Raw genomic sequence first — 24049 nt, 5'->3', positions numbered from 1 at the left:
ACGAAAGAAGTTATCGTTTAGTGGCCTAAAATTAGCGCTAATGAGGATTGGTGCTAAGCGTACCTATTACCTTTCGACCTCCCTCTTCAAATCGAACCTGCTCACACAACGCATGCACCATTGCTAGCCCTCGCCCAAAAGATTCATCGTTAGTCACATTTTGTAAACTATCCCAACTAAAACCGTCGCCACTATCGAGCACTGACACTTGTATTTTTTGTTCGTTAGGCAAAGACTCAATTCTAATGGTGATACTTGCGTCGCTGAGCTCTTTTAGCGATGCTTCTCGCATTTCATAGTAGGAATGAAAACCTTCAGTGGTGCTTTTTATTTCTGAATCGAGCTTTAACACACCGTGCTCTAATGCATTGTTAAATAATTCTGAAAGCACAGTGTACAAGACTGAGCGGATGCTCTGAACGCCCTCACACTGCCCTGCTATCTGCAAAACACGTTGCAAAATGTCTGGCTGTTTTAACAACTCAGCAGTAAGGGCTACTTCATGTGAAGAAGGCAAACCAAATTGATTTTTAACTGATGGTAAAAGTTGAATAGGCTTTGCAGAAAAAATAATAGCAGAAACATCATCGTCAAATGAATCGCTTACATTGAACTGCAAGGCCTTCTCGTACAGCGATTGTGCGGTAATCGTTTCGCTGTTCAATAACTTATCCTTAATAATATCACTGATGCCATCTTCCATGAGCATATCGTTATTACTATCAAACACTTCTATTAAACCGTCGCTTACAATAATAAGTTGCTCACCGTGAGATAAGTGAACGGTGTCACAGGCCGTGTCGAATTCCTCATCATCAAGGATCCCCAAAGCCATATGCCGTGAAGGACGCTGCCGTAACCCTGAGGCCATTTTACCCGCGGTGAGTACAGCCGGCATACCACCTTGCCACAAGGTAATATGAGAGCCTGTTGAATCAATCTCCCCAATGACTGCCGCCATAAACATATCGTGAGGGAGAAACTTTAGTAAGATAGAATTGAGCTCTCTGGCAATTTCAGACACGGTGACGCCCTGCTGCGATATCTCCTGAAAGGCTCTGGTGACTGGCAATGCGCCTACCGCCGATGCTAAACCGTGACCAGTGAAGTCTCCAACCGCAAAGTAAATGCCGCCATTTGGGTTTTTCTCACATAAAAAAACATCACCATTAAAACTTTCTGCAGGTTTAATGTAATAGTCAAAATAAGACAGTACTTGCGGGTCGTTTACAATTGCATTGCTAAAGATATGCTCGACGATAGCGTGTTCGCGAGCGACTCGCTGGTTGAACAATAATAAGGCTTTGTTTTGCTGCTCAATACGAAGGCTTAGTGCTCTGATTTTCAAGTGCGCTCGAATCTTGGCTACAAGTATGTGTTTGTCGAAAGGTTTAGTCGCAAAATCATTGCCGCCAACCTCTAAACACTTAACCAAGCTGGCCTTGTCTTCCAGTGCAGTAATAAAAAGAATGGGAAGGTATTCTTCTGAGGCATGCTTACGCAATTGTGGTACAACATCAAAGCCACTCATGTCTGGCATTACCACGTCGAGTAAAATCAGGTCTGGCGCCTCTGATTTAAATTTTTCAATTGCCTGTGTGCCGTTCTCAGCCTCGATGCAGTCGTCATACCCTTCTGCGCTGAGCATATTCAAAAGTAAAATGCGATTGATAGGCTCATCGTCGACAATAAGAATTTTCATAGTACATATCCTTAAAACAGAAGCATCGAACAGCACCCGAACATAGGATGAGACTTTTTATTTCGTCTTATCTCACTCTATCCCGCCTCACCGTATTTTATCTAGTTATCGGGAGTAACATTACTTCAAAGCGTTAAGACGCTTCTCGCCCTCCTAGCGAAGTTGAAACTTTTTATCAAAACGAGAAATTTCCAGTATTTTACTTACCTGTGGACGTGCATTTTCTATGCTGTACGTGTAGTTGCCACCCTTGAGCGACTTCTGCATGTTTAACAACATACCTAACGCAGAGCTATCCATATACTCCGTAATGGACAAATCCACAGCGATTTCGTTGGTTTTATCAGTCAGATCGTTGTAGGCGTTTCTAAATTCTTCAACTTTACTAAAGTCGAACTTTTCCCCCACTTTAATGACTAAAACTTCGCCATCTTGGCGATACTTCGATGTGATCGGCATTGAACCTCCAATGTACTTCGTTGAGAAAAGTTTCATCATATGTCGTCAATTTTGCTATCCTTAACCCTAGTACAAGTTTGCAATAATTTCTCAGACATTTTTATCGTCAGCATGACAGTTTTTATGAGAATTGAAAGGTTCAGTTTAACGTTAGAGGCAGATATGCAAGATTGGCAAGATGCGCTTTTGGTTTACAGTACTGAAAGCGGTAAAGTCAAACCAGAACAAAAGGACCAAGCGCGCTCAGTGTCGGACGATGGCATCGTTCGAATTCACCGGGAGACTAAGGGACGAAAGGGAAAAGGTGTATCTCTTATTAAAGGGTTAGACATGCCTCCTGCAGACCTAAAGAAGCTAGGCTCAGAGCTTAAAAAGAAATGCGGTTGCGGCGGTGCGGTTAAAGACGGCGTGATTGAAGTTCAAACCGACGACAGAGAAAAACTTCGCCTGTTGCTGGAAGAAAAAAATTATAAGGTAAAACTTGCAGGAGGATAACGTCTGTCCCCTCCTACTTTTTCATAAACACATAACAAAAAGAGTCCGAAATGGAAAAGCTGTCAATTTCTGATTTACATATTATTTTGGTAGAGCCCTCTGATACACAGAGAAAGATCATTACTACCTTATTGCTCAAAGAAAGTGTTAAGGAAATTGATCCTGTTAGTACATTCGGTGAAGCAAAATCTGCCATTCGCGCACATGGTGCAGACCTTGTCGTTAGCGCTATGTATTTTGAGGACGGCACAGCGCTTGAATTGCTGAAATTCATAAAAGAGAGCGACGAGTTCAAATCTATCCCATTCATGTTGGTTTCAAGTGAAAACCGAATGAGTAAGCTAGAAGAGTTTAAACAGGCAGGTGTGGCAGCCATTCTTCCAAAACCGTTTGAACCGCTGCATCTCTCCAGAGCGCTAAATGCTAGTCTCGACCTTATTAACCACGATGAACTTGATTTAGAGCTTTTTGATGTTCACGACGTGAGGGTATTGTTAGTCGATGACAGTAAGCTAGCCCGTAACCATATTCGCAGAGTACTCGAAGGTATGGGGCTGCAAAAAATCAAAGAGGCAGAAAACGGGGCTATGGCTCTTACATTTATTAAAGATGAAGCCTTTGATTTAGTGGTAACAGATTACAACATGCCAGAAATGGACGGCAGAGAGCTATCAGAGTTCATCAGGTTCAATCCTGAAACTACGCATATCCCCATTATTATGGTTACATCGGAATCTGCTGACAGTATGCATATGGCAAACATTCAGCAAACCGGGGTAAATGCGCTTTGCGACAAGCCCTTTGAGCCTAATGAAGTAAGACAAATGCTCTCAGCCCTTTTAAGTCACTAGCAAAAATTTATTTCAACTTTTTTGTTCAAATAACTAAACCAGTTTGTAAAAAAGAATTGACAGCATTAGGCATTAGACTTACATTCGCTGTATGAGTACGAATATACTGCACGTAGCAATTCTATTTTTCGCGTTTACATCCTTATACTAGGAGGGCGCTGCTACATGCATAAGAGCCTCCCTTCAGGGAGGTTTTTTTTTACCACTTATTCAACACAACTTTTGAAGTCATAGATTTAGATTTTTATACGGGAAAATTATGTCAGACAACGCACTAGATACTGTCAGGAAGCGCATTACCGCTCTAGACAGCGAATTACTAAACTTACTGGCTGAAAGAAGAAAACTCACCAACGAAGTTGCAGAAACAAAAATTAAACATCATATCCCCGTACGAGATCAAAAGCGCGAAGAGCAACTGCTCGTTCGTTTGATTAAAGAGGGGCAGAGTGTAAATTTAGACCCTCACTACGTGACTCAAATCTTTCATGTGATTATTGAAGACTCGGTTCTCAACCAGCAGGCTATGCTTGCGGAGCGCGCTAACCCGGGAAGCACGTTGCCCCTTAACCGCGTTGCGTTTTTAGGTGACAAGGGTTCTTATTCCTACCTTGCTACCCAAAAGTATTTCTCACGTCGCCCAGGTGAACTACTAGAGATTGGCTGTCAGAGTTTTGGCGAAATCATTCACAAAGTAGAAAATACGGAGGCTGATTACGCCGTATTGCCCATCGAAAACACGACATCCGGCAGTATTAATGAGGTTTACGACCAACTCCAACACACACAGTTGAGTATTATTGGCGAGCTTACCCACCCTATCCGCCATACTCTATTAGTTGGTGCAGACACATCGATTGAAAAAATTAAGACGCTGTACGCTCACCCTCAAGTTTTCACACAATGCAGCCACTTTTTAGCAGAGCTTGGCAACGTGGAAGTAAAAACCATGGACAGCACCTCTTCTGCCATGCTTACCGTAAGCGATTTAGCACGGGATGATGTTGCCGCCATTGGTAGCGAGGCCGGTGGAAATCTTTACGGTCTTACGGCGATAAAAAGTAATTTAGCCAATCAGAAAGAAAACCACAGCCGCTTTATTGTGGTGGCAAGAAACGCGGTGACGGTTCCGCTTCAAGTACCTGCAAAGACCACGCTGGTCATGTCAACGATACAAAAGCCAGGCGCACTCGTAGAGGCATTGCTGGTATTAAGAGAAAACAAAATCAACATGACCAAGTTGGAGTCTCGTCCCATTCCTGGCAATCCGTGGGAAGAGATGTTCTATATTGATGTGGAAGGCAACGTTGAGGACGGGCCGGTGCAAACCGCGTTTGCCTCGCTGCAAAGTATCACTCGCTATATAAAAGTACTTGGCTGTTACCCCAGCGAAGAAATAAGCCCTACCAAAGTAGCGGCAGCAAGTGCGCTCTCTCAGTAATAGAATATTAGAATACCAGCCCTTCGATAGTTGGTTGGATAACACATAGCAAAAAGGCGAGGTAGCATTTGCGCTTAAATGCCCTCGCCTTCTCTTTCTTCTTATTTATTAAAGGTCTATTTGTCTCTCAATAACTGCCCATCGTCGGCTTTTAACAATAGCTGCTTACTATCGACTAAACATTTTTTCGCATAATCGCCAAACCAGCCGCCAACTTTCATAAACTGCTCAACAAACCCTTTCTTATCGCCACTTTCTAGCAGTGATAACGCTAATCCAAAGCGCTCGTAAAATCTTCGCAATAGTGCAAAATTATCGGGGTTATTAAAAATAATGTCGGCGTATAACTGAGGAGACTGGGCAAACAATCGTCCTACCATAGCCAACTCTAAGCGATAGATAGGCGAGCTGAACATGGTCAGTGAGTCTAAATTGGGGTTTTCACCTTTAAGATGCTGACCATATACAAACGTATTGAAGTGGCGCATAACCTGTATATATGCCATAGCCTCATCGTGCTCTTTTGCACTGGAGTTGTGAACAGTCGCGCCCCAAATTCGCATCTGCTCTATTAGCCACTCGTACTTACCACTCTGGCGGCCGTTACACACCACCACCACCTGCTTAATCATACCAGGAGCATCGGGCCCAAACATGGGATGTAATCCCACCACTGGCCCTTTGTGTACACCAAGCATGGCGTTAAGCGGCATCGCTTTTATACTGGTAATGTCTGCAAGAATACAGTTATCAGGTAACATGGTTAGGCGCTTTATAACCGCTTCGGTTAAATTGATAGGTACTGCCACAATAACTAACGAGGCGTTTGACAACAGCGCCTGCGCGTTGCCATTTTCCCAGTCGTCTTTTTCAACAACGCTAACGTTGTATTTACTGCGTTGAAACAAACTAACAAACACCCGCCCAAGCGCACCGCCGCCACCAATAACAACCACATTGTCGATATCTGGTTTCACGCAGCGGTATTCATTATTTTGAGTATGGTAAGACTCGCGCATGACGCGGCGAAGAAGATCTTCGGTTAAATCGGCAGAAACTCCCATTTCTTCAGCTTGTTGTCGCCTAGAAGCAATAAGGGCTTTCTCCCGTTCGGGCACGTAAACAGGCATTCCCGCTTGCGCTTTGATTTGCCCTACTTTAGTGGTGATTTCATTGCGCTTTGCTAGCAGTTCAACGAGCTGGGTATCCAGCTCGTCGATGCCTTCGCGCAGTGATGCCAATTGCTGTGAAAAATCGGCCATTGTGGTTTATCCTTGAATCAAATGGCACAAGTAATTCGTTATGCTACTGTGCGCTTATTTTGACGTAAGGGTAGCACAGTTATCAATTTATCTCTGGTTTGAGATATGAGGTTTTCAGTGCTTTCCCAATCAATACAGCCATCGGTAATTGAAACACCATAGTCTAACTCCTCGTACTTCTTACCTTCTGCTTTTTGATTGCCAGGCTTTAAGTGACTCTCGAGCATAATGCCGATAATAGATTGATTACCTTCCAAAATTTGATTGACCACATTTTGCGCCACTAAAGGCTGACGACGGTAATCTTTTGAAGAGTTAGCGTGGCTGCAATCAACCACTAAGCCCGCCGTAAGATTCGCATCTTGCATCTCAAGTTCACACTCAGAAACGCAAACAGAATCGTAATTAGGCTGCTTACCGCCGCGAAGAATAATATGACCATCCGGGTTTCCGCTAGTGCCAATGATACTTACTTGGCCTTGCTTATTTATACCCATGAAACGATGCCCAGATGCAGCTGATTTAAGTGCATTAATAGCTATGCCTAATCCGCCGTCTGTACCGTTTTTAAAGCCCACCGGCATGGATAAGCCACTCGCCATTTCACGGTGAGTTTGCGACTCTGAGGTACGTGCACCAATGGCTGACCAGCTAAATAGCTCAGCAAGGTACTGAGGGCTGATAGGATCGAGTGCTTCCGTTGCAACCGGAAGCTCTAATTCTGCTAACCAAATAAGAAGCTCTCGGGCTTTGCGCAAGCCAGTTTCAATATCGAACGTGCCATCGATATGTGGGTCATTAATTAAACCTTTCCAGCCTGTCGTAGTACGCGGTTTTTCAAAATAAACCCGCATCACGATAAATAGCGTGTCTTTGCATGATTCGTGAAGCTCTTTTAGCTTCAACGCATACTCTTTAGCCGCTTCAACATCATGGATTGAGCAAGGACCGCATACCACAAGCATACGGTGATCACGTCGATGGATAATATCTGAAATAATTTGGCGTGAATCTGAGATAGCCGCTAACGCTTCGTCTGAAACAGGCAGTTCAGCACTTAACGCATCGGGAGTAATAAGCACATCTTCTGCACTTACGTGAACATTATTAACAGTGTCCTTTATCATGGAAAGCTCTCTTAACTAAAAAATGAAAAAAATTATTAAACGCCAAAAGAGTATGCAACCTGCATGTAAACCTTATTGTACAACCAGCTTTTTCTATATTTCTTTAACGTCGTTGACTTTTTAACAATTAACCACTAAGGAAGCAAGCAATAACGCATAATACTTTGATCTAGGTTAGATGGGATGTGAATGAAGGGTCAAACTGGGGTTTTATTTCCCACAACGAGCATAAAATGACCAACTGTGATGCTTGCTTAGGAACGCCGAGCTGTTTTACAAGAAAATTGGCCTGATGGGGGACTCATGTCGTATGAGTATAAAATTAGAAATTAAGTGGGCTATATGGACTCTCTCACACAGGCGGCATTAGGTGGCGCAGTTGGTTATGCGGTACTTGGAAACAAAGTGGGTAGAAAGGCCGCTTTATGGGGCGCAATACTTGGCACCCTTCCGGACTTAGATGTTTTTTTACCCTACGAGGGTGCTGTTGAGGCATTTACCTACCACCGCGGATTTAGCCACTCGCTGTTAGTCCACTTGCTTATCAGCCCTATAATTGTGTGGTTACTTATACGCATTCACAATGACACATCGAGATTCAAACACCGGTGGTTTTGGTTGGTATTTTTGTGTTTGTCTACCCATGCAGTTTTAGATAGCTTTACGGTTTATGGCACTCAGTTGTTGTGGCCCATAACCGAATATCCTTTTGCCATATCGAATATTTTTATCATCGACCCATTTGTCACTATTCCATTGCTCGTTGGCTTAATCATGGTGTTATTGCCCAAGATTCAATACATATCAAAAGCGCGAGCCAATGCATTCGGTTTACTTGTAAGTTGCATCTATTTAGGTTGGTCTCTTATTGGCAAAGGTATTATTGATAACAACGTTGAATCGGTGTTAGCCAAACAAGGTATTCAGTCACAGCACTACATGAGTACACCTGCGCCTTTCACAACGTTATTGTGGCGCAGCGTGATGGTGGTCGAAAACGAATACTATGAAATTTATACCTCTGTTTTTGATGCGGTAGAGGATGTCAGTGTTTACACCTACCCTACCTCCCCTAAATTACTTATTCCCGTTAAATCCGAATGGGGCATAAAACGCTTACAGTGGTTTACCAAGGGGCTATATTCTGTGCGATTACAAGATGATGACATCATTCTTTCAGACTTAAGAATGGGCGTAGAATGTGCTTATGCGTTTAACTTTAAGGTCGCCAAACAAACGGATTCAGGTGTTGAGGTGGGTTCATTTGAAAAGTTTAGTAAACAGCCAGAATTAAGCGACATGCAGTCTATTTGGCAGCGCATTTGGGACCCATCGATTTCATTGGCTCCAACCATAGACCAGCAGCCGTATTGCTAGTAATTCGTGCTAGAAAGGTGAGTTAGTAACATAAGCCCACAAAATGAGTTCGTAACGCAAGCCCGCTCTTATGCGTGGTGGTTGCTCAGTGTCCCGTAGTGCAAATTTGCAATAAGACTGCAGTGGTTTACAAGTATCAATAAATATCATTACGTTGAATTTCTCATTTGCTTATATTTATAGAAGAATACGGTAAACAATTAATTAAAAGAAACTACGAATGGAAAATATAGCGTTAACGTATGATGGTGATGTGGCCATACTATTGATGCAAAATGGTGAGAACCGACACAACCCCGCCTATGCTCAGGACATGTTAAAAAGCTTACAGCGCGTTATCGAGAACGCCTCGTGTAAAGCACTAGTCATCACATCAAATGATGAAAAATGCTTTAGTTTAGGTATAGATACCGATTGGTTAATGCCTGCAATGAAGGCGCAGCAGTTTGATGAAATTAAAGCGTTTATGCATAGTATGGATGACGTATTTAAAACCTTACTGTTGTTGCCCCTTCCGGTGATCGCAGCCATAAACGGTCATGCTTTTGGCAACGGAGCCATTCTTGCCTGTGCATGTGACTTTCGCTTTATGCGTTCAGACAAAGGGTTCTTTTGTTTTCCTGAAGTCGATTTGTCTATCCCCTTTTTACCCGGCATGATTGAGTTTGTAAAAAAGGCCATGCCTTATTATCGTTTTAATGAGATGAAACTGTCGGGTCGACGAGTGTCTGGTCTAGAGCTCGAGCAAGACCATGTTATAGAGAAGGCCTTTGACAGCCAAGAGGCGTTGATGCTTGGGGCAGTGGAATACGCAAAAACATTTGATAAAAAGCGTGGTATTTTCGGTGAACACAAAAAACGGTTGCACAAACATATTGTCAATACCATAGACACAGAAAACAAACCACTCATTGAATCGCTATCACTTATGACAAAATAAATAAGAGTGGGTGGAGAAAAGTGCTGTAGCTTTTCCCCACCGCGCTTGGGTGGTGTTGGTCTTTAAGATGAGTGACTTTTCAGTCATTGTCGTTTATTCATTTATGCTCAACGACTCTCTTTTGTTCAACGAATACTGACTCATCATTCTTTGCCATGCCTCGGTTTTCAGTTGACTGCCTAGCCTTTTATTTACATGCGCTGCAACGGGGCTTAAGTGTTTTGGTACTAGTACGTGTCTTAAATAGCTCTCATGAGGGATCGTTGAGATATAAAGCGAATCTATATATTTTGTTTTTTCATGTAGATATTCTAAAGTGCTTCTACTGACTACACCAAAATCGACTCTTTGGTGATAGACCATATCGATTATTTGCTCTGCAGACTCAGTATCAAATCGCTCCAATCGTCCACTAACCACTGCTTTGTTAAGCCCAACATAAAATAAACCTCTCACACCAGCCATGGTTTTATCACTTAGCGTATCGATACGAAACTCAAACGACGTATCAATGTGGGATATAATTTCGTCTCTGTCTTCTATAAACGCGGACGTCCATAGATATTTACTTTGCCGACTGTCTGAGAACCAATGAGGACTCACGCCTATAATAACGCCCTCTAGATTACCCCGCTCAAGCAGTTTATTTATTCTTTTTCTGGGCATGTAGGCGAGTCTGTATTCGATTTCATCATCACTTATCAATGAGAGTAAATCAAAATACAAACCTGACTTCATCTTTTCGTCGATGATGTTAGGAGGTTTTAGATGATAGGTGTAGGCAATGACAACGCTTGGGGATATGTCGTAGGTTTCACCAAAAAGGGAGGTATTAGCGAACAGCAACAACATGGCTAAACACGCTTTGTGCCTTCTTTTACCTAACCGAGTGACCACGCAATGTTTCGCGAAACAGTGATACAGACTATCTATTGATAAATTAAACAATGGTTCAGTGCTTCAAAAATTAACTAACCCTATATTGAAGCTATAACCCGACTACCTGCTTGTCAAACCTAAAACTCACATCTTAATTTTTAATGGCCACAAAAAAACCCGCACAAGGCGGGTTTTTTCGAAGTTAACAATAACGCAAGAATTAATAATCTTAGTTAAGCTTCTCTTTGATACGTGCAGATTTACCTGAACGCTCACGTAGATAATAAAGCTTAGCACGACGAACCGCACCGCGACGTTTAACTTCAACAGAAGCGATTTGCGGGCTGTGTGTTTGGAACACACGCTCAACGCCTTCGCCGCTAGAAATCTTACGTACGGTAAAAGACGAGTGCAGACCACGGTTACGCTTAGCGATAACAACACCTTCATAAGCCTGAAGACGCTCTTTGTCACCTTCGGTAACGCGAACTTTAACAATTACTGTGTCACCTGGACCAAATTCAGGTACATCAGTTTTAAGCTGTGCTTGCTCAATTTTTTTGATGATATCTTGACTGACTTTGCTCATCATATCCTCTCGTCCTAGTTAACTGTCATCTCGCCGCAGCTGCGCTTGGAATAATTCAAGCAAACGCATCTGCTCCTCAGTCAGAGCTAGGTGATTTAACAAATCAGGGCGACGTTGCATAGTTCTACCTAAAGACTGCATCAGTCGCCACTGCCTAATTTTTTCGTGATCACCACTTAATAACACCTCGGGCACCTTTTGACCTTCGAGTACTTCCGGCCGCGTATAATGCGGGCAATCCAAAAGACCGTCTGTGAAAGAATCTTCTACTGCTGAGGCTTTATGCCCTAGCACGCCAGGAACCAATCGGGCAACTGCGTCCATTAAGACCATCGCCGGAAGTTCTCCACCGCTTAACACATAATCACCAATGGAGACTTCTTCATCTACATGGCTTTCGATTACGCGTTCGTCGATTCCTTCGTATCGACCGCAAATTAAAATTGTGCGTTCGATACTGGCCAAGCGTTTAACGCCAGCCTGATCAAGGGGTTTTCCTTGGGGTGATAAGTAGATCACCTTACTGTTTTCACCACCAATATTCTTGGCAGCGTGTATTGCGTCAGTTAGCGGTTTTACCATCATAAGCATGCCGGGTCCGCCTCCGTAGGGGCGATCGTCTACTGTACGATGGCGATCATGAGTAAAGTCACGGGGGTTGAAGGTATCAACCGATATTTTACCAGATTTAACTGCTCTACCTATTACACCCTGTTGGGTAAATGGGGAAAACATATCTGGAAAAAGGCTGATAACTCCGAACCACTTTTCCGGTGTCACTTAGAACCCCGGGTCCCAGTCAACTTTAATGACCTTCGCTTCCTTATCTACCTCGTGTACGACTTCGTCGAATACAAAAGGCACAAGTCTTTCTTTTTGACCAAAGGCATCGCCTACATTAGCTTTAACGTGAATAACGTCGTTAGCACCTGTGTTAAATACCTCTTTCACCACACCTAAGTCGTAACCTTGCGTAGTTACTACTTTCATGCCGGTGAGCTCTCGCCAGTAAATGCCATCGTCGCCCAAGTCGGGAAGTTGCGAAGCGTTAATGTAAATATCCAAGTTTTTGACGCGTTCAGCATCATCTCGGTTCTCTACACCCTCAATCTTTGCAACTAGGCTTTTGCCGTGCGTTCGCCATTGATCAATCGAACATTCTTTTTCTTCACCAAGAAACCAAGGCGTGTACTCGAAAATGCCCTCTGGCTTTTCTGTATAGCTGTTGATTTTGACCCAACCTTTAACGCCGTAGGGCGCTCCAATTTTGCCAACAATCACTTTGTCAGACGCTAGACTCATCTATACTCACCAGTTAAAACAGCTTACGCTGCAGATTTTTTCGCTTCTTTCACCAAGCTAGATACGCGATCTGATAAGCCCGCGCCTACGCCAACCCAGTAGTCTACACGTTCAAGATCGATGCGAAGACGTTCCGCTTGACCTTGTGCAGTTGGGTTGAAGAAACCGATGTTTTCAATGAAACGACCGTTTCTTGCACGGCTGCTATCAGCAACCACTAGTTGATAAAATGGACGCTTTTTCGCGCCACCACGCTGTAAACGAATAGTAACCATAAAATGCCTCGAACTCGTTGTAGCGTTACCGTTAACTTAAACCCTCTTACCACGCGCAAAAAGTAAGCGCCTGATAGAAGGCTGGCGAATTATACGGATGTGGTGTTCGAATGCAAGTAATAATGCGGGATAAATGGGATTTAGCGGGCCTGTAATGCCGGTGTTGCGGCCCGCTTGAATTTTGGGTCAAACTTACACGGTAAGTAATGTGGTGCACTAAAGGTCTACACTCACTTTTGAAAAAGATGCACGACCTATTTTGGGGTGCCTTGTTTTGGGGTGCCTTGTTTTGGGGTGCCTTCTTCGCTTAATCGATATATGAGCACAGCTGCCTTGTGAATGTTTTGAGCAAATGTAGCCATGTCAGCAACTTCATCTTTCGTGTGGCCGCCATCTCCCATCAATCCTAGGCCATCTATAGCCATGTCGACATGGTCTGCGGCAAATGAAATATCAGCCGCCCCTGCATTGCGAGGATTTACTGGCGCAATCGGTCCGTAGCCTAACGACTCACTCACGTCGCTATACATTTTTAAAAGGGCGTAATTTTGCTCGGTTGGCGCCATTGGTGGGTAGCCTTCAGCGAAGGTAAGCGTTGCCGACGTGTGCGCTAAATTGTTAGACACTATGTCTTGCATCACACGTTTTGCTTTAGTGAGTTCAGCTTGGGTCAGTGTGCGAATTCCACCTTTTACAGTCACTTCTTTGGCTACCACATTTGTTTTTCCAAAGCCTTGGACCATTGATTTTTCGGCCTGGACCTCAACTTCGGTTCCACCTGCAATTAACCCTGGGTTAAAGGTGATGTTGCCAACACCGGCTAATTCTTCTCGAAATGTGTTTAAGATACGCGCAGTTTCAAAAATAGCCCCATAACCTATGCTGTCGGTAAAAATTTGAGAAGAGTGAGCAGGTTTACCCGCTACATCCAACTGCCACCCTATTGAACCCCTGCGAGCAACTACTGCGGTTTTGATATCGCCATCAGCATCTTCAAAGCCCAATGCGATATCAGCCCAAACAGCGGCATCAATTAACGCTTTTTTCGATAATGAAAGTGGACGCCCACTGCTCTCTTCATCGCCAGTCATCACTACTTTTATGCTCACCTTATCTAGTAGCTCGAGTGCTTTAAGCGCCTGCAGGGCGGCAATAATTATCACATCGCCCCCCTTCATATCTGTAATACCAGGGCCGGCAATATGAGTCTCGTCTACAGGGCGGTACGTCTGAAATGCATCATCTTTTGCAAACACCGTGTCTAAATGACCAATCATCAATATTTTCGGCCCTGTGTTGCCGTAGCTGGCTACCAAGTGCCCTGCTCGATTAAACTCGGCGCCATCAACCCACTGGGTGTCAAAGCCCATAGCGTCAAATTCAGACTGATATATAGCGCCAACTTTTTTAACACCGTCGAAATTCATCGTGCCGCTATTAATGTTCACCGTCTTTTCTAACGTTGTCTTTGACTGCTCAAGAGATTGGTCGATGTACTGCGTGATTTTTTTCTCAGTTGCGATATCGGCCATACTGGTATAGCTAATTGCGCACAAAAAACTTGTAGCGATTGTTACGCCAGCCACCTTTTTTATTTTTCTATTCATTTTTGGTGTCATCTTTTGGCATCCTTAAGGTTAGGTGGGTCAGTTAACCCACCTTTTTAATATGAGCAATTAAATATAATGAGTAATAAAAATTGTTTTATCACTTAAGCTTCTCTCACAAGCCTCTCTCAAAGAACTACTGTCATCATACAGATTCATTATCATTGTGGTTGCTAAGCGGCAACGGCTCTTTAAACGTAAGCGTGCGATAAGGAAATGGAATTTCAATACCGGCTTCGTCTAAGGCTTTCTTAACTGCTGTTACAACGATATCCCTACTTTTATGCATATCGATGGGTCGTGAATTTGCCCACCAGCGAACGGTGAAATCAAGAGACGATGAATTGAATTCACGGGCGTAAACTTCAACACCTCGCTGTTGATTAATGTCATCAAGACCTTCTAATGCGCTACGAATAACTTCACGGGCAATGTCGACATCTTCACCATAGGCAACGCCAACAACAAGGTCAAAGCGACGAAGTGACAGGTCAGTGAGCACATAGACCGGGTTTTTAAAAAGAAAGCTGTTGGGAACGATGATGAGCTGATCATCCGTTTTGCGAAGATAGGTTTCTCGAACCGTTATTTTTTCTACTCGTCCATTTATGCTCTCGCATTCAACGAAATCTCCGATACGCATGGGTTTGCGCAGCATAATTAATATTCCCGCAAAAAAATTCTCGAAAATATCTTTAAACGCAAGGCCTACTGCTACAGAGCCCAACCCTAATACGGTAAGTAACTTCGCTGGGGTGAGACTAGGAAATATAATAGTAATGGCAATGAGAAAGCCCACCGTCCATACCGTTACCTTTATAAGACTGTCGAATAATTCGCACAATGAACGGCGGATTTTCGAGTTTTTTAAAGACCGCTTTAAAACAGCAGTGAGAACTCGAGTCATCAGCCATGTGATGATGAGAACCACGAGTGCAATAGCAAGTAGCGGAAGTAGCTCTACAAACCCCACCCACATTCGCTGGACTTTTTGAAATAGTGGCTCAATAAAATTCACCAGGGTGCTCCATAAGTGAAAGGTTTAACACAGAAGTGTCTGCAACCTTATTTGTTTTTTTTGTAGCATAAACTAAACACCTTCCACACCCAAGATCGTTTTAGCGCGAGTTATATCCAAAATGCATTTAAACCTGAGACAACGCTGACAACAGCAAACAACTCCGATAAATCTAAAAGCGGCGCAACGAAAAATTTGTTTGTCAAAAAGTGTCTTATCTACTAGAGACCGGCTCCCATCCAACTGATTTACTGCAAATGTAGTCGCATGTACAAATCAACTGGGGCCGTTAACACGTATACTTAGTGCTACTACCCCACGTGTTGTGATTGCAGAGCACCTTAAACAGACCCCCGAAGTATTAAAAAAGAGGCTATTTTGACGACTCCACTTGATGAAGTGTCCACTAAACAGGTTTTACATTGGATTGGCTCTCACTTAAGCCATTACAAAAAAAGAGTAGCGGGTGCAATTGTCGCCTTGCTCACGGCCGCTATTGCTTGGCTAATGCTTGGCCAAGGGATCAAATATGCTATCGACAACGGGTTTGTGGACAACGCCTCTGACACGCTAAATCAAGCAACCGTTATTGTACTCGGTATAACCTTATTAGCCTGTATTGCTACCTATGCTCGTTTCTATTTAATGACGTGGCTAGGTGAGAGAGTAAGCGCAGATATAAGAAACCAGGTTTATTCTCATTTGCTGTCATTGCCCCCGTCGTTTTTTGCCGAATTGAGAACCGGTGAGGTTATCTCTCGATTTACCAGTGATACCACGGTTATCCAGACCGTTGTTGGTATGAGCCTGTCAATGACTCTGCGTTCTGTAATTACATTCATTGGCGCTCTGATTCTGATGGGTATATCGAGCCCCTTATTAACGCTGTGCGTTATTGTGGCAGTACCTGCGGTATTAGTGCCAATTAAAGTACTTGCTCCGCAAGTCAGGAAGTTTGCCAAAATTAGTCAAGACAAAGTGGCAGATTTAGGCTCACACATAGATGAGAGTCTTCATGAAATCATGACAGTGCAGGCTTATACGGCAGAAAATAAAGAACGCTCTCATTTTGCCTCAAGAGTAGAGGCCGCCATGGGTGCCGCTGAACACCGAATACATTATCGCTCGCTGCTTATTGGCTGCATAATGTGTTTAAGCATGACGGCGATTATTTTTATCGCATGGGTTGGCGCACGCCAGGTGCTAGAAGGGCAAATGTCCGTCGGTGAACTATCCGCCTTTTTATTCTATGCGGTAATGGCTGGTGGCAGCGTCGCTACAATAAGCGAAGTTATAGGAGAAGTGCAGCGGGGCGTGGGCGCCAGCGAGCGTCTTTATCAACTTATCCAAGCTGAATCAGATATTCAGCCCCCTTCAAGTAATACAGACAATGAAAAAACGGTTGTCACATTAGCGGAAAACGCATCCCCTGCTATAAACATCAACAATGTCAGTTTTAGCTACCCAAGTAGTAAAGCATTATTTACTGACCTTAACCTTAATATCCGCGCTGGAGAAAAACTGGCGCTGGTTGGCCCTAGCGGCGCAGGCAAAACGACATTATTTCAGCTTCTTATGCGTTTTTATGAGCCTTCATCGGGCAGCGTTGTATTTAACGAAACCAACATCAATAATCTGCCATTAGCACAATTACGTGATCAAATAGCGGTAGTAACCCAAGAGCCCGTGGTATTTGCGCGCTCTGTGATGGACAACATCCGCTATGGAAAGCCTGAGGCCACTGATGAGGATGTGGTTAAAGCGGCAAAGCTCGCTTTCGCCCATGAATTTATTGATTCCCTTGATAACCGATACGACACCCAGCTTGGTGAACGCGGAATAAAATTATCGGGTGGACAAAAGCAACGTATTGCCATTGCTAGGGCTATTTTAGCCGACCGACCTATTTTACTGCTTGATGAGGCAACCAGTGCCCTCGACGCCATGAGTGAGCGAATGGTTCAACAGGCGATTAACCGCTTAATGGAAGGGAAAACCAGCATTGTGATTGCTCATCGACTAGCAACTGTTCAACATGCCGACCGCATTGTTGTAATGGATAAAGGAAGCATAGTGGCCACTGGGGATCATGCCTCATTGATGAAAAGCGATACCCTGTATAGGGAATACGCTGAACTGCAATTGCTTAGCTGAACCGCCTATGGTGCTATACGGTACAAATTTGCACTAGCCAAAAGTCCAGGGCGTGTTGATTTTTGCTGTACAAGTTTTGGGCTAAATGGAAGTATTTTAATCGCGAAACAGTCCTGTAGGCCTAGTGGGCTAAGTCAAAGGGCTGCGACAAGGAGTAAAATACTTCCATAACGCCCCCTTCGGGCAGCGCCTGTGAGCTATTTACTCTGCGTTGAATGGTTTCGATTTAGCCTGCTAGATCTTCAACCATTCGCCTTGTTTAAATAGCTCACAGACCGCTGCAAAAATGTACAGCAAAGATCAACACGCCCTTATTAAAAGACAAAAAACTTATAACTAATGGGTTACAAAATGAACAAGTCAGTGGTTCGCACAATGAAGACATGGATTGGTCTTTTTTCTTTATTTTTGTTTATGCCGTTCGCATACGGTCAATATATGGGTGACCGACAAGCCAAGTTGGTTGTGACAAAACCTATCGAGTTCATGAACGAGACTCGCAAGGTTGAGGCAGTGGGTAGCGCTGAAGCAGTGCAGTCTATTGTTCTGTATTCCGCTGTAGCCGACGAGGTTACTGAGATTAACTTTGTGCCTGGTCAAAATGTCGAGGAAGGTAAAGTACTAGTTCGCCTTGACGACCGCAGACAAAAAACTGCATTAAAGCGCGCTGAACTTACCCTTGCTGACGCCCAGCGTACCGTCGAACGTCTCGCATCGAGTTACAAAAAAGGGGCAATCCCGGTAAATGAACTTGACCTTGCCAAGACACAGCGTGATTTAGCAGAAGTCGCGTTAGAAGATGCAAAAACAGATTTAGAAGACCGTCGTATTGTTGCGCCCTTTGACGGCGTTGTTGGCTTTACCGACGTGGAAGTGGGCGACCGTATTAATGAGCAGACGATGATCACCACGCTGGACAATCGTAGCAAGTTGTTTGTTAACTTTAAGGCCCCTGAAGCAGCGCTGGCAGTATTGCTAGATGGTCCGCAGGTTACCTTGGAGCCGTGGAGTGATAAAGAAAAAAGCGTGAAAGCAGAGATTGCGCAGGTAGATTCCCGTATCAATGAAACTGACAGAACACTACGAGCACGAGCTCTTTTGGACAATTCATCTGATCAATTCAGACCAGGCATGAGTTTTCGAGTTAATCTTTCCATTGAGGGCGACCGATTTGCCGCAGTACCAGAATCAGCCCTCTTATGGGGTGCCACCGGTGCTTACATTTGGCTTGCGGTAGACGGTAAAGCACAAAAGTTAGACGTAAGTGTTCATCAACGACTTCGTGGCATCATTTTAGTGTCAGGCGATATTACTAATGGTGACACACTTATTGCTGAGGGTGTACAGCGCCTGAGAACTGGCCAATCTATCACTACCGAAATAGCTGGGGGACCAGCCGGTGAGTGATAAACAACTTTCTTCACAGGCAAACGACCTTCCGTCACTAGCGATAAGACGTCCAGTACTTATTGTTGTTTTAAACTTGCTTATTGCTATTGCTGGGTTTGCAGCATTAAGTGGTCTTGAGGTTCGCGAACTTCCCGATGTAGATACGCCGCGAGTAACAGTTACAGCAACATTCCCCGGTGCATCCCCCGAGACGGTAGACGCAGAAGTAACCAGTCGCCTTGAAGGTGCAGTAGCGCGGGTAAGTGGTGTAAAAAATATTTCAGCGCAAAGCGAAGAAAACTCGGCCCGTATTCGTGTTGAATTCCGTCCCGGTGTTAACCTAGAGGACGCCGCGAACGAAACCCGTGAGTCAGTAAGCCGCGTACAGCGACAGCTTCCTGAAGATGTTGAACAAGTGGCCATTATTCGCGCTGACAACGACGCTCAAGCTGTTGTGAGCTTAGCCATATCGAGTAAAACACTTGATATGGAAACACTTACCGAACGAGTAAATACCGATGTCGCCCCCTTATTTTTAAGTATTCCAGGGGTTGCTGATGTCAATATGCGCGGTGAAAGGGAGCGCGTGCTCCGGGTGTCAGTGGACCCACTGCGATTAACCAGCTTTGGACTGTCGATGAGAGACGTATCCGACGCCCTTGTTTTAGCTCCGTTTGATGTACCCGCCGGCAGTATCCAGTCATCAGAACAGGCTCTTATTGTTCGAGCTGACGCGACATCAGTATCAGCCCAAGATGTGGGCGATATCGTTATATCGGGCGACATACGAGTTAACGATGTAGCAAGCGTATATTTTGGCCCAGCAGATTCAACCAGTATGGTGCGATTGGACGGCATGCCGGTTATTGGCCTGGGAGTTATTCGTCAAGCAAGCTCTAACACCATTGAAATCTCTGATGAAGTGCTTGAAATGGTGAGTGAGTTAGACAAACGTTTTACTGATATGGATATTGTTGTCACCGCAGATGACGCCGAATTTATCCGAGACTCGGTGAAAGAAGTGGTTATTTCACTTAGCCTCACTGTTGCACTAGTGATTGTTACGTTACTTGTCTTTATTGGCTCGTGGCGCGCAACGCTGGTACCTGCCCTATCCATTCCAGTGTCATTAGCAGGTGCGCTTGCAATTATCTGGGCAATGGGCTTTTCCATAAATATTTTGACCTTGTTAGCGCTTGTACTTGCCACCGGCATGATTGTTGATGACGCCATTGTCGTGTCAGAGAATATTCAGCGCCGTCGCAGCATGGGCCTTGGCGCAAGGGCAGCTGCGGTAATTGGTACACGAGAAGTGTTTTTTGCTGTAGTGGCAACAACCGCAGTACTTGCATCTGTATTTATTCCTATTGCATTTCTGCCATCTACGGCAGGTAAACTTTTTAGAGAATTTGGCGGTGTATTAGCCGGTGCTGTGATCATTTCGTCGTTCGTTGCCCTTTCACTGGTGCCTGCGCTTACAGCGCGTCTTGCAGTCAAAAAGCCTAAGGAAAACGGCAAAAGCTTTTTTAACGCCACCTTTGGCCGATTCGGTAACGCGTGTCTTTCGCTGTATCAATCATCGCTCTTAAAAGCGCTTAAATATGGTTGGGTTGTTGGTGTATTAAGTCTAGCAGCTGGCGGCGGCGCCTATATATTGTCGGGTAATATCGATAATGAATTATTGCCTAGTGAAGACCGTGGAACGATCCGCATTTTTGCCCGCGGGCCTGACGGTGCCGGCCTTAACTTTATGGATAGACAAGCCGAGAAGATGGAAGAAATGCTGCTTCCCTATGTGGAAAAAGGCACAATCGATTCTATGTACACCGTGGTTGGGCAATGGGACCCGAATATCGTCTTTATTACCGCGCCCCTTAAGCATTGGGATGACCGCGATATGTCATTGCAAGATGTGGTCAATGAAATTCGCCCAGGCCTGCAGGCTATTCCTGGCGCACCTGGAAACGCATTTGGCGGCAATAGTCTAAATCTTCGCGGACAAGGCGGCGGTTTGGAAATGGCGTTAACCGGTGATACGTATGAAAATATTTATCAGGCAGCGCAGGCTTTTGCCACTGAAATAGAAACTAAACTACCCTACTTAGGCCGCCCAAGGGTGAGTTATGACCCCACTCAGCCACAACTACGTGTGAATATTGACAGACGACGTGCTGAAGAGCTTGGTGTGCCGTTAAATGATATTTCCAGTGCACTACGCGCCGCGGTAAATGGCGATGACATTGCCGATTTGAACGTAGGCGATCAGTCTATTCCCATTATGCTTCAAACCAGCAATAGAAATACGATGGCGCCTTCAGATCTGACTAATCTCTACGTGAAGAGTACTGATGGCAACCTAGTTCCACTATCGAGCGTGGCCTACATTAGTGAAGAAGGTGTGGCAGCGGAATTGGAGCGTCAGGCCCAACGTAGAGCCATTAAGCTTGAAGTTGAGCTGCCTGAAGATAAGGCGCTGAGTGATGTGGTTGAAGAAATACGTGCTGTTTCTCAAGATACATTGCCAGATGGTATTGGCCTTATCTTTTTAGGTGAAGCACAAACCTTTGAGGAAACGTCTAAGCAAGTTGCACTTACCTACGTACTGGCATTTGTTATTGTGCTATTGGTGTTGGCTGCACAGTTTGAGAGTGTTAACAGTGCAGTAGTGGTTATGCTTACCGTCCCCTTTGGCATTGCTGCGGCGGTGTATGCATTGTTCTTAACCAGTACTTCGATTAACGTGTATTCACAGATTGGCCTAGTCATGCTCATTGGCCTTTTGGCGAAAAACGCCATCTTGCTCATTGAGTTTGCCGACCAGCTTCGTGATAAAGGGTATTCTGTTTACGATGCCATTGTAGAAGCAGGCACGGTACGTTTAAGACCTATTATGATGACATTGGTGTCTACAATTCTAGGCGGGCTACCGTTAATTCTATCCACTGGCGCTGGTGCGGAAGCAAGAAATGCTATTGGTTGGGTGGTATTTGGTGGCCTAGGTATTGCAGTTGTGTTCACGCTATACCTCACTCCTGTGCTGTATCTTGCACTGGCTCGATTTACCAAACCGAGAGCCGATGCTAGTGACCAGCTTGAACGAGAATTAGAAGCCGCTCAGTCACATACGTAAATGCCAAAAGCGTGAAATTGACAGGTAAGCTGAGGTAATTGAAAGGCCGTTCTTGAAGAACGGCCTTTTTGCATTTGTAGGTTTTACTTTAGATGATGTCGGCTGACCCACTAGCCAATATACTACCCCATACATTAGCCCATACACTAGCTAATACACTTACCAATACTTTAACGTGTATTCCAGCTACTGTGTGCTAGTACTGTGCGCTATGGAGTGCAAAAATTACCAGCAGACTCATCGCCGGTAAATGCCACTATTTTATCTATCATCACATCGAAGTAAGGATTATAGGTTAGCCTTGCGTAAACACGGTTGGCATTCTCATCTTCATAGCCCCAAGGACCATACCATACGTCTTCACCTGCTTTGTCTTCTTTGCCTTCTTTACCTTGTTTACAGAGCGCTTCTAACTCACCGTCTTGGCCGTTATCACAAATTCTGAATGTGCTTTGCGTGCCGTAAAGCGAGTTTCTATCAGAAAACAACGAACTCATATGCGATGCGGCGCTTATGCGCTCCTCTGGCAAATTCATTGATTGCATAAGCAGCTGTCCAGACATCGATGGATTATCAACAAACACGTCTGGGGCTTCCTCGCCCTGCCAAAGTAGACACTTCTTATCATTGGTAAAGTTTTCTTTGAAGCGTTTGGCAACGTGTTGGGTATCCACAACACTGTCTTTTTCTGCCACAACCATTAAAACTGGAACGTCTAATGATGCTTTTTTCACATCGTTATCATCAAACAAGCGCGCTAGTGCATTCACGCTTTCTTGATAGGCGGCGAAACCGGGCATGGCGGTGGAGTTATAGCGGCTTGGGTTGTCTTCTTCTTCCACATTGGGCCACGGGTAAAGCGTATCGATATACGGCGCTAACTTAGATACGAAAAAACGAGATTTGAACGCTGGGGAAAAGTGAATCATCCCGTTAATATCATTTCTTTCAAAGGCGCTAATGGTGGTTAGATTAGCCCCTGTTGAAAACCCACCCACATAAAGCTGCTCAACCGTAGAGGCAAATTGTTCAAGCTGAAAATCGGTTTCTGCTTGCCATTGCTCGTAACTCACCGAAAGCATGTCGCCAGGTTTTGAACCATGCCCAGGTAATAACATTACGCGCACTCTCAACCCTTTTTCACACAGGGTAGCGGCTAGCTCTCTAAAAAAGTACGGCGAGTCGCCTAAACCATGTACTAGAAACAGACCTTTATCATTGACTGAAATACCGCACTCAAATGGCATATTCATAGAAATTTCAGCGCTTTTGTCTGTTCCAACAAAGCTGCGATTGGCGCTTAAATAGTTAAAAACTTGCTCTTTATAATTATCAAAAGGAGCAACCTGAGTGGGGAACGGTTGAGTGCTGGCATTAAAGCTGGCGTCGCTTTGAGCATTGTCGAAAGAATGGCAGCTTGTAAGCAGCACAAACAGTACCAATGCTGATAGGCTCTGCCCTATTTTATTTTCGCTAACGTGTTGAGGCATAAGCACCACAAAAGGAGGCGTTGTTGTAGCGCTGTGCCTTTAATACACAGCGATACGATATGTATAGGTTCACTTCTACTGAACGGTCTCACTACCCGAGACAAGCGCTTTGGCGAGCACCTTGTGCGTAAGCAGCGAGAGTAGCTCGGTTTCAGCTTCACTTCGCTCACCATCAACACCTGTTATGGCCATTGCCACCTCAAGAGTTTTGTCAGCGTCGAAGGAAAGTGCATTTTTCAAGCTGCGCATGTAAGAGACTGCGTCTCCCGTATCTATGGCCTTTCGTGTTTGATAAATGGTGTCATTGAGAAAGGCTTCTGGGCAAATTGGGCTCTCCCATGAAAGTGTATCCACAATGTCACTGAGGTAGTCTTGCTCTGATAATGTCACTACACCGTCAACTTGATAAAGCAAAACAGATAGTTGGATAAGGGCTTGGTTAAAACTTTGTTGTTCTGATAATTGCATAACATCTTCCTCTTCGTACTGTACGCACCAGCACCACAACGATTCTACGTCCTGTAGAAATATAATTTAGAACATCACATGGTCGCATTGACCA

General features: G+C 44.5%; 21 protein-coding genes. 8 read left to right on the top strand and 13 right to left on the bottom strand.

All coding sequences use genetic code 11. From position 1 onward, the window contains the following. Positions 1-37 precede the first annotated feature (37 nt). Entirely contained in the window at positions 38-1702 is a 1665-nt protein-coding gene (locus tag GTQ48_RS04975; RefSeq protein ID WP_163105415.1) for a fused response regulator/phosphatase, read from the bottom strand. Positions 1703-1855: 153 nt separating this feature from the next. Next, on the bottom strand, positions 1856-2161 hold the full coding sequence (locus tag GTQ48_RS04970) for an STAS domain-containing protein (protein ID WP_163105414.1): 306 nt from the start codon (positions 2159-2161) through the stop codon (positions 1856-1858). Positions 2162-2323: 162 nt separating this feature from the next. On the opposite strand from GTQ48_RS04970, the gene yciH reads away from it, so the two are divergent. From yciH to pheA, 3 genes are all read left to right on the top strand, one after another. After that, a complete protein-coding gene (gene yciH / locus GTQ48_RS04965; RefSeq protein WP_163105413.1) occupies positions 2324-2656 on the top strand; it encodes a stress response translation initiation inhibitor YciH in 333 nt (110 codons plus the stop codon). Positions 2657-2706: 50 nt separating this feature from the next. After that, positions 2707-3507 carry a response regulator gene (locus GTQ48_RS04960; RefSeq protein ID WP_163105412.1) on the top strand — a complete coding sequence of 267 codons (801 nt, stop codon included), beginning with the start codon at positions 2707-2709 and terminating at the stop codon, positions 3505-3507. A gap of 259 nt (positions 3508-3766) precedes the next feature. Beyond that, complete coding sequence (gene pheA / locus GTQ48_RS04955) at positions 3767-4948, top strand: prephenate dehydratase (RefSeq protein ID WP_163105411.1); 1182 nt, start codon at positions 3767-3769, stop codon at positions 4946-4948. Positions 4949-5064: 116 nt separating this feature from the next. Here the strand turns inward: pheA and tyrA are convergent, their stop codons facing one another. Together tyrA and GTQ48_RS04945 are read right to left on the bottom strand one after the other, a co-directional pair. Next, positions 5065-6210 carry a bifunctional chorismate mutase/prephenate dehydrogenase gene (tyrA, locus tag GTQ48_RS04950; protein ID WP_163105410.1) on the bottom strand — a complete coding sequence of 382 codons (1146 nt, stop codon included), beginning with the start codon at positions 6208-6210 and terminating at the stop codon, positions 5065-5067. 38 nt (positions 6211-6248) lie between these two features. Then, positions 6249-7337, bottom strand: a complete 1089-nt coding sequence (locus tag GTQ48_RS04945) for a 3-deoxy-7-phosphoheptulonate synthase (RefSeq protein WP_163105409.1) — start codon at positions 7335-7337, stop codon at positions 6249-6251. Positions 7338-7679: 342 nt separating this feature from the next. Here GTQ48_RS04945 and GTQ48_RS04940 point away from each other — a divergent pair, with 342 nt between their 5' ends. After that, the gene (locus tag GTQ48_RS04940; protein WP_163105408.1) at positions 7680-8714 is read left to right on the top strand and encodes a metal-dependent hydrolase; all 1035 of its coding nucleotides are present in this window, start codon (positions 7680-7682) and stop codon (positions 8712-8714) included. Positions 8715-8934: 220 nt separating this feature from the next. Then, positions 8935-9654, top strand: a complete 720-nt coding sequence (locus GTQ48_RS04935) for an enoyl-CoA hydratase/isomerase family protein (protein WP_163105407.1) — start codon at positions 8935-8937, stop codon at positions 9652-9654. 93 nt (positions 9655-9747) lie between these two features. Here the strand turns inward: GTQ48_RS04935 and GTQ48_RS04930 are convergent, their stop codons facing one another. The 7 genes from GTQ48_RS04930 to GTQ48_RS04900 all read right to left on the bottom strand — a co-directional run bounded on the left by GTQ48_RS04930 (position 9748) and on the right by GTQ48_RS04900 (position 15324). Further along, complete coding sequence (locus GTQ48_RS04930) at positions 9748-10506, bottom strand: substrate-binding periplasmic protein (RefSeq protein ID WP_163105406.1); 759 nt, start codon at positions 10504-10506, stop codon at positions 9748-9750. Positions 10507-10762: 256 nt separating this feature from the next. Then, the gene (gene rplS / locus GTQ48_RS04925; RefSeq protein WP_032094606.1) at positions 10763-11122 is read right to left on the bottom strand and encodes a 50S ribosomal protein L19; all 360 of its coding nucleotides are present in this window, start codon (positions 11120-11122) and stop codon (positions 10763-10765) included. 18 nt (positions 11123-11140) lie between these two features. Continuing rightward, a complete protein-coding gene (trmD, locus tag GTQ48_RS04920; protein WP_163105405.1) occupies positions 11141-11902 on the bottom strand; it encodes a tRNA (guanosine(37)-N1)-methyltransferase TrmD in 762 nt (253 codons plus the stop codon). Beyond that, positions 11903-12424 (bottom strand): ribosome maturation factor RimM, encoded by a 522-nt coding sequence (gene rimM / locus GTQ48_RS04915; protein ID WP_032094546.1) that lies wholly within the window; start codon positions 12422-12424, stop codon positions 11903-11905. Between the two features lie 23 nt (positions 12425-12447). Then, the gene (rpsP, locus tag GTQ48_RS04910; protein ID WP_032094545.1) at positions 12448-12699 is read right to left on the bottom strand and encodes a 30S ribosomal protein S16; all 252 of its coding nucleotides are present in this window, start codon (positions 12697-12699) and stop codon (positions 12448-12450) included. Positions 12700-12953: 254 nt separating this feature from the next. Then, the gene (locus tag GTQ48_RS04905; protein WP_420837593.1) at positions 12954-14306 is read right to left on the bottom strand and encodes a M20/M25/M40 family metallo-hydrolase; all 1353 of its coding nucleotides are present in this window, start codon (positions 14304-14306) and stop codon (positions 12954-12956) included. A gap of 145 nt (positions 14307-14451) precedes the next feature. Beyond that, positions 14452-15324 carry a mechanosensitive ion channel family protein gene (locus GTQ48_RS04900; RefSeq protein ID WP_334065719.1) on the bottom strand — a complete coding sequence of 291 codons (873 nt, stop codon included), beginning with the start codon at positions 15322-15324 and terminating at the stop codon, positions 14452-14454. Positions 15325-15702: 378 nt separating this feature from the next. Here GTQ48_RS04900 and GTQ48_RS04895 point away from each other — a divergent pair, with 378 nt between their 5' ends. The 3 genes from GTQ48_RS04895 to GTQ48_RS04885 all read left to right on the top strand — a co-directional run bounded on the left by GTQ48_RS04895 (position 15703) and on the right by GTQ48_RS04885 (position 21997). Next, positions 15703-17478, top strand: coding sequence for an ABC transporter transmembrane domain-containing protein (locus GTQ48_RS04895; RefSeq protein ID WP_163105404.1), 1776 nt, complete (start codon positions 15703-15705; stop codon positions 17476-17478). 351 nt (positions 17479-17829) lie between these two features. Next, entirely contained in the window at positions 17830-18885 is a 1056-nt protein-coding gene (locus GTQ48_RS04890) for an efflux RND transporter periplasmic adaptor subunit (RefSeq protein WP_163105403.1), read from the top strand. After that, a complete protein-coding gene (locus GTQ48_RS04885) occupies positions 18878-21997 on the top strand; it encodes an efflux RND transporter permease subunit (protein WP_163105402.1) in 3120 nt (1039 codons plus the stop codon). Before GTQ48_RS04890 ends, GTQ48_RS04885 begins: the two co-directional genes overlap by 8 nt. Before the next feature lie 209 nt (positions 21998-22206). Here the strand turns inward: GTQ48_RS04885 and GTQ48_RS04880 are convergent, their stop codons facing one another. Together GTQ48_RS04880 and GTQ48_RS04875 are read right to left on the bottom strand one after the other, a co-directional pair. Beyond that, positions 22207-23487 carry an alpha/beta hydrolase gene (locus GTQ48_RS04880; protein ID WP_163105401.1) on the bottom strand — a complete coding sequence of 427 codons (1281 nt, stop codon included), beginning with the start codon at positions 23485-23487 and terminating at the stop codon, positions 22207-22209. Between the two features lie 75 nt (positions 23488-23562). Beyond that, the gene (locus GTQ48_RS04875) at positions 23563-23955 is read right to left on the bottom strand and encodes a TerB family tellurite resistance protein (RefSeq protein WP_032094542.1); all 393 of its coding nucleotides are present in this window, start codon (positions 23953-23955) and stop codon (positions 23563-23565) included. Positions 23956-24049 lie beyond the last annotated feature (94 nt).

The sequence above is a fragment of the Alteromonas genovensis genome, from assembly GCF_010500895.1.
In the GTDB taxonomy this organism is placed as follows: domain Bacteria; phylum Pseudomonadota; class Gammaproteobacteria; order Enterobacterales; family Alteromonadaceae; genus Alteromonas; species Alteromonas genovensis.
This window is presented reverse-complemented; position numbering and strand designations above follow the sequence as displayed.